Source organism: Emticicia sp. (assembly GCF_049241225.1).
In the GTDB taxonomy this organism is placed as follows: Bacteria; Bacteroidota; Bacteroidia; order Cytophagales; family Spirosomataceae; genus Emticicia.
This window is the reverse complement of the sequence record NZ_JBMLRC010000366.1, coordinates 1-6493: the sequence shown is the minus strand read 5'-3', so window position 1 is coordinate 6493 and position 6493 is coordinate 1. Positions and strand designations below refer to the sequence as shown.

The 6493-nt window shown below is 38.1% G+C and carries 7 protein-coding genes and 1 tRNA gene; 3 read left to right on the top strand and 5 right to left on the bottom strand.

Features of this window, described 5'->3' with window-relative positions; genetic code table 11:
- On the bottom strand, nucleotides 1–517 hold a 517-nt coding region (locus tag ACOVO2_RS19320; protein WP_421771550.1), incomplete at its 3' end, for a GNAT family N-acetyltransferase.
- Nucleotides 517–1032, bottom strand: coding sequence for a GNAT family N-acetyltransferase (locus ACOVO2_RS19315; RefSeq protein WP_421771549.1), 516 nt, complete (start codon nucleotides 1030–1032; stop codon nucleotides 517–519). The genes ACOVO2_RS19320 and ACOVO2_RS19315, both read right to left, overlap by 1 nt.
- A gap of 267 nt (nucleotides 1033–1299) precedes the next feature.
- On the opposite strand from ACOVO2_RS19315, the gene ACOVO2_RS19310 reads away from it, so the two are divergent.
- Together ACOVO2_RS19310 and fabD are read left to right on the top strand one after the other, a co-directional pair.
- Entirely contained in the window at nucleotides 1300–1851 is a 552-nt protein-coding gene (locus ACOVO2_RS19310) for an SPOR domain-containing protein (RefSeq protein ID WP_421771548.1), read from the top strand.
- A 108-nt stretch (nucleotides 1852–1959) separates the two neighbouring features.
- Nucleotides 1960–2832: an ACP S-malonyltransferase gene (fabD, locus tag ACOVO2_RS19305; RefSeq protein WP_421771547.1), complete on the top strand. Its 873-nt coding sequence runs from the start codon at nucleotides 1960–1962 to the stop codon at nucleotides 2830–2832.
- 253 nt (nucleotides 2833–3085) lie between these two features.
- Here fabD and ACOVO2_RS19300 read toward each other — a convergent pair whose 3' ends face one another.
- A complete protein-coding gene (locus ACOVO2_RS19300; protein ID WP_421771546.1) occupies nucleotides 3086–3823 on the bottom strand; it encodes a lysophospholipid acyltransferase family protein in 738 nt (245 codons plus the stop codon).
- A gap of 122 nt (nucleotides 3824–3945) precedes the next feature.
- Between ACOVO2_RS19300 and ACOVO2_RS19295 the strand changes: the two genes are divergently transcribed.
- Nucleotides 3946–4923: an acyl-ACP desaturase gene (locus tag ACOVO2_RS19295; RefSeq protein WP_421771545.1), complete on the top strand. Its 978-nt coding sequence runs from the start codon at nucleotides 3946–3948 to the stop codon at nucleotides 4921–4923.
- Between the two features lie 31 nt (nucleotides 4924–4954).
- Here ACOVO2_RS19295 and ACOVO2_RS19290 read toward each other — a convergent pair whose 3' ends face one another.
- Nucleotides 4955–5989 carry a tetratricopeptide repeat protein gene (locus ACOVO2_RS19290; protein ID WP_421771544.1) on the bottom strand — a complete coding sequence of 345 codons (1035 nt, stop codon included), beginning with the start codon at nucleotides 5987–5989 and terminating at the stop codon, nucleotides 4955–4957.
- 265 nt (nucleotides 5990–6254) lie between these two features.
- Nucleotides 6255–6331: transfer RNA gene (locus ACOVO2_RS19285), tRNA-His, on the bottom strand.
- Between the last annotated feature and the right edge of the window lie 162 nt (nucleotides 6332–6493).

Below are 6493 nucleotides of genomic sequence, written 5' to 3'. Positions count from 1 at the left end.
GTAAATTCCTCCTCATTGCTACCATTCCCAAATATTCGGTTTTCATTTGCTCGAAATCAAGGCGTGAAGTTCCGCATATTTCAAAACCGAGGCTCTCGTAAAACCTAATGGCATTTTGGCTGCTGTCCATGGCTTTGAGCCAAACATAATTTTTGTTTTGCTGCTGAGCCATTTCGATGGCAAACTCCATTAATTTTCGGCCTACTCCCCTACCTGTAGCTTCGCTTGTTAGATAAATTCTTTCTACCTCAAAGCCATCTCCATCTTGCCCAGCCAGTTGATTTTCGGGGCGAATTTTCAAGAATCCGACGTACTTTTCGTCAAGAATCGCAAAGAAAAACTCGTTTTTAGCATCAGTCAACTCTTCGGTTAATTGATTGATATTAAAACATTTATGGGCATACCATTCGCCTTCGTCGTACCAAAGGTGGCGGTAATGGTCGAAATATGCCCGAGTGGCAACTTCTGAGAATTTTTCAACTTCCGAAATACTTATTTTTTCTATGCTTAAATTCATTATAAATCTCTTTTCATCGTAAAATCGGTCTGAACTTCGGTACCTAACACAAAAACGTGTTTGTCTAAAAACTCAAACCCCATCTTTTTATAAAACTGCATGGCATTGTGGTTGTTTTCCCACACTCCAAGCCAAATAGACTCAAAATTGTTTTCTTTTGCCCAGTTCGTGCAGAAATCCATTAGTTTACGCCCGAGTTGCTGCCCGTGTAAGCTTTTATCGACATAGAAACGCTCTATTTCTACAACTTTTTTATCTGCTAAACCCTTGGTTGGGTGGTCTTTTACGAGTTTAGCAAATGCCACAATTTGTTGCTCCGACTCAATGATAAAGTATTGATTTTGAGGATTTTGTAAATCAGCTAAAATGGCTTCTGAAGAAAAGTTTTTCGCTACGTGGGCTTCCATATTTTCGGGTGTATTAAACTCCGTATAGGTATCTCGGAAAGTTTTTTCGGCCAATCTACAAATAGTTGCGGTATCGCTGATTGTTGCTAATCTAAAATTGAAGTTCATTAGTTAAATATGCTTTGCCATAAAGAGCATAAAGCAACAAAAATCTTATGAAAATAAAAAAATATTGGTTCGATAATATAAAAGAAGGGAGCTTTCGTACTTTACCAAAAAACAGTTTTTCACGAATCAAGGCATTAGAATCTCACAGCCGAAAGCCTTATTATCAACTCTTTTTTGGTTTTTTATCATTAAGAGAGAATATTTTTATAATTTTGAACGTCTTTTTAAGATAAAAGTGAGTTCTGCCCAAAATCTAAAGAATATAAAATGAAGATTTTTTCGAAAGTAGTACTTTGTGTTTGTCTATCAATAGTTGTTGGTGCTTGTAGTCGTTCGACAACTCCTAGTAAAAATACTAATCTTGGAATTGGGAATTATGAAGAGGACCTTTCTGATGTTCGTGTGAAATACGACCCCAAACCAGTAGCACCAGCACCAAGCGAACGAGTGCCTGTGAAAGAAAAATCTGGAAGCGGTATTGTTCAACTACCACAGCAAGTAAATTCCCAAGTCGATATTGCCCTTGATTCTATTGCTGTCCGAAACAAAAATGTTCGATATTCATCTGGTTATCGAATCCAAGTTTATGTAGGTAATGACCGCCGAGAAGTAGATGAAGCGAAAGTGTTTATTTACCAAAATTTTCCCGAACTCAATACCTATCTTACATTCAGCCAACCAACCTACAAACTCAAAGCGGGCGATTTTACATCAAGATTAGACGCCGAACGCTATTATTCTTTCATCAAACAACGCTATTCAATGGCCATGATGGTTCCCGAAAGAATTGACATCAAAAAAAGTATGCAAACAAAATAAATGTTGAGTTTTGAATGATAGAATGAGTGAATAAAAACTCAGAATCATTTATAGTAAATTTTTAATCAGTAGAAACATACTGATAATTGATAACTGATAATTGAAAATATGACAGCTTATGTTTTTCCTGGGCAGGGTGCTCAGTTTAGTGGAATGGGTAAAAATCTTTACGAAAGTTCGGAATCTGCCCGCCAAATGTTTGAAAAAGCCAACGAAATCTTAGGCTTTGATATTACAAAAGTAATGTTTGAAGGAACCGACGAAGAACTCAAACAAACCAACGTAACTCAGCCCGCAATATTCTTACATTCAGTAATTTTGGCTTCAACCATCGAAGATTTTAAACCAGATATGGTTGCTGGCCACTCTTTGGGCGAGTTTTCGGCTTTAGTGGCTGCTGGAGCATTATCCTTTGAAGATGGTCTGAAATTGGTTTCGCAACGTGCAAATGCCATGCAACGTGCGTGTGAGATAAATCCATCGACAATGGCGGCAATTTTAAACTTAGCCGATAATGTTGTGGAAGATATCTGTGCAGGAATCGACGGTGTTGTTGTGGCGGCTAATTACAACTGCCCAGGCCAACTTGTAATTTCGGGAACGGTTGAGGCCGTAACCGAAGCTTGCGAACAATTAAAAGCCGCAGGTGCAAAAAGAGCCTTGATTTTGCCAGTTGGTGGAGCATTCCACTCGCCATTGATGGAGCCAGCTCGTGAAGAATTGGCCGCAGCGATTGAAAGCACTACTTTCTCGACGCCAAGCTGCCCGATTTATCAAAATGTAAATGCACAACCATCATCTGATGTGACAACTATCAAAGCAAATTTGATAGCACAACTAACGGGCCCAGTTCGCTGGACACAATCAGTACAAAACATGGTAGCTGATGGTGCAACAAAGTTTGTAGAATGTGGCCCAGGAAAGGTTTTGCAAGGTTTAGTGAAGAAAATCGCTCCAGAAGCCGAAACCGCCGGCGTTTAAATTCAATGATTAAATGTTTCAATGATAAAATTAGTGAATAGCTTGTTCATCACATAAATGAAAAGCCCAGTTTGAAAAATCAAGCTGGGCTTCTTTATTTTTTGCAAATCATATTATTATGCAAAACGATTAAAATCGTCAACTATGGGAGCAAAGGAATGAATTTCATCAAACGATTTAAATCGTTTTACTCACAATAATTAAAAATTCGTTGTTCGATTAGCCCCAGAATTTATTCGGGGAAGTATATAAATTACGCCTCCAAAGCCACACGAATAGCTTCTTGTGATAAATTGGCAATTTCTTCACCTGTTTTACCTTTTGGCTCAATTGGCTCAAGGACTGTCCAAGAAAGTTTTGAGAAAGACACCAACGGGAAAAGTCCGCTGTTTGGGTCAAATTTATTGTTTCCTTTGATAGCAATCGGCACAACCAAAGCATTTGGAGCTTTTTTCAATAAGGCGTTGATTCCACCTGCGGCAAAAGGTTTCATTACACCCGAGCGAGAACGTGTACCTTCGGGAAAGATTACGGCCGAATAATTATTTTCGCCAATATATTTACTTAATCGTAAGATTTCGCTCACGGCTTGTTTGCCATCTTTACGGTCTATAAGAGCAGCATTACTTTTATGAAGATTATATGAGATACTCGGAATTCCTTTCGCCAATTCGATTTTAGAAACAAAAATTGGTTGGTATTTACGTAGATACCAATAAATGGCAGGAATATCAAATGTGCTTTGGTGATTAGCAATGAAAACGATTGGTCGGTCGGTTGGTAGCGAGAATTTTTGTGTAAACTTCATGCTTGTACCCGTCAGATACCAGCCAAGAGTAATCAATAAATTTAACACAAAAACAACTTTCTGCTGGGCATTTCGGCCAAAAACATTAAAAGCTATCACTTGAAGTGCATGAAATACCACTAATAATAGGCCAAAATAGACCAAATAAACCGAACTCAGAATGTAATCAATAATCTTTTTCATGCCACAAAAATACGTAAAAAGCACATAGTTTACAGAAAAAGTGTAATAATCTGCGTTTTTTTCTAAAATTAGAAGTACCTTGCACCGTTGTTGAAACTAAACTTTACATTTCAGATACTAATATGGAATTATCCAATTTGCGATTAGAGGTAATGAAGTTTGTCGGACAAAAGATTGATTATTTTGTTGATGAATTTCTGAAGCCTATCGACACTAACTGGCAGCCAACTGATTTTTTGCCTGATTCAAGAAGCGAAGACTTTTTGATTCAAGTAAAAGAATTGCGTGAAACAGCCAAAGACTTGCCCTACGATTATATTGCGGTTTTGATTGGTGATACAATTACCGAAGAGGCACTTCCAACTTACGAATCATGGTTGATTGATGTAGTGGGAGTTGACCAAGTAGATGAACCAAATGGCTGGGCTAAATGGGTACGTGCTTGGACTGCCGAAGAAAACCGCCACGGAGATTTATTGAATAAATTTTTGTATTTATCGGGTCGTGTGAATATGCGTGCTATGGAAACATCAACCCAATATCTGATTGCCGATGGCTTTGATATTGGTACAGGTCGTGACCCATACCGAAACTTTGTTTATACTTCTTTCCAAGAATTAGCAACTAATATTTCGCACCGAAATACTGCAAAATTGGCAAAAGAGTACGGAAACACACCTTTAGCAAAAATTTGTGGTGTAATTGCGGCCGACGAAATGCGTCATGCGAAAGCTTACAAAACATTTATCAGCCATATTTTTGAAGTTGACCCATCAGAAATGATGTTGGCTTTTGAAGATATGATGAAGAAGAAAATTGTGATGCCTGCACACTTCTTGCGTGAGACTGGAATCAATATGGGACAAACGTTCTCTCATTTTTCGGATGCAGCTCAACGTTTGGGGGTTTATACAACTTACGATTACATCGAAATCATGGAATCGTTGTTGAAAGACTGGAAAATTGAGGGTATTCAGAATTTGAATGATGCTGGCGAAAAAGCTCGTGATTACCTAATGGCTCTGCCAAGCAGATTAAGAAGAGTAGCCGAACGCACGAAAATACCAAACATCGAATACCAATTTAGCTGGATTTCGTAAGATTACAAAAACACTTTTCAAAACCCTTTCGTCATTTCGGCGAAGGGGTTTTATTTTTATCCTGACAAAACTTATTCCAAAGCTCTGTTCCTTTAGCTTGTTGCATATTTTTGAGTTGCAGTAAATCAACACACATTTTCTGTATATCTTTCGTAATGGCATAGGTAGCCGCACGAGCGTAATAGGCATCAATATTAAGCGGGTCTAAGGCGATACTCTTTGTGAGCTCTTTGATAGCCGACTGATAGCGTTTGGCTTCAACATGGATATTACCTTGCATCAGGTAATAATTCGATTCGTTGGCATCAATTGTATCTTTTTTTGTTGCAGTCACTCCGCTTTTTCGCCCCATTTTCTCTGTCCAACCCATATCAAAACCCATTTTTATTTCGGCGTTCACTGGTTTTCCTTCCCAGATAGCGGGTTTCCACTTTCCTTCGGTTGTTTTAATGGCTCTTATCAGATTCTTATTGTAGTTTTCGTGTGTGCTTTCAAGAATTTCTATACCTTTTACTTCTCCCCTTTTTGTGATTATAAACCTTGCGTAGAAATCACCCGCTTTATATTCGGGAAAGAAAAAATTATCGGAGATAAATTCGGCAGCAGCTCTATCGGCATCAATAAATAGTGGCTCAAGATAATCTTGCTTCGAAATATAAATCGTATCCTGTCCTTTCGTTCGATACGTTTGTGGAGTAAAACCTAAATTGTGGAATCGTGCTGGTATAAACGAAAACTTTATACCCTTCTCTATGCCTATCGGATAAAAGGAAAGTTTGATATCATTCAAAACCACTATTTTAAAGTTTGAATTATCTGCAATCGTGAGAGTATCGCCTCTGAGAGCATAAATCCCAGTACCAGTTTTTCCATTTACTGTCACTTGAAATGAGTCATTAGGCATAAAACTATACCTAAGCTTCATATTTCGGACTTCTTCTTTTAAGATAGGACTTCCATCAATTAGAGTCAATTCATCTTTCACCCACTCACCAACGAGTTTTTCTTTAAGAGATTGGGCAAAAATAGATGTAGAAAAAAATAAAAAGGTTAGTATTTTGTACATTGCATAGATTGTTATGGACTGACAATTTAGCAAAAAATATAAAACAAAAAAAAGCGAAAATTTGATAAGTTTTGTTTTAGTAACCCTAAAAAACAAAAAAGGCTTACTTTTTCAAGTAAACCTTTTTTTGGGGAGGTAGCAGGACACGCTGTTCGGAACACGCAGTCATGGGGCTCGAAGCGAAACGTCGCACCGTCCACGACCATCGGTACCACAAAACGCTTAAAAAACAAAAAAGGCTTACTTTTTCAAGTAAACCTTTTCTTGGGGAGGTAGATGGGGCTCGAACCCACGACCCTCGGTACCACAAACCGATGCTCTAACCGACTGAGCTACAACCTCCATAATGTGAAACTTTGATTTTTAACCACAAACCGATGCTCTAACTGATTGGCAAACATTTTGCGGCAAACGTTTTGTGAGCTACAACCTCCGTCTCGTATTTGAGACTGCAAAGGTAGAGGTATTTTTTTATTTCTCAAAAAAAATTTGCTCAAATTTATT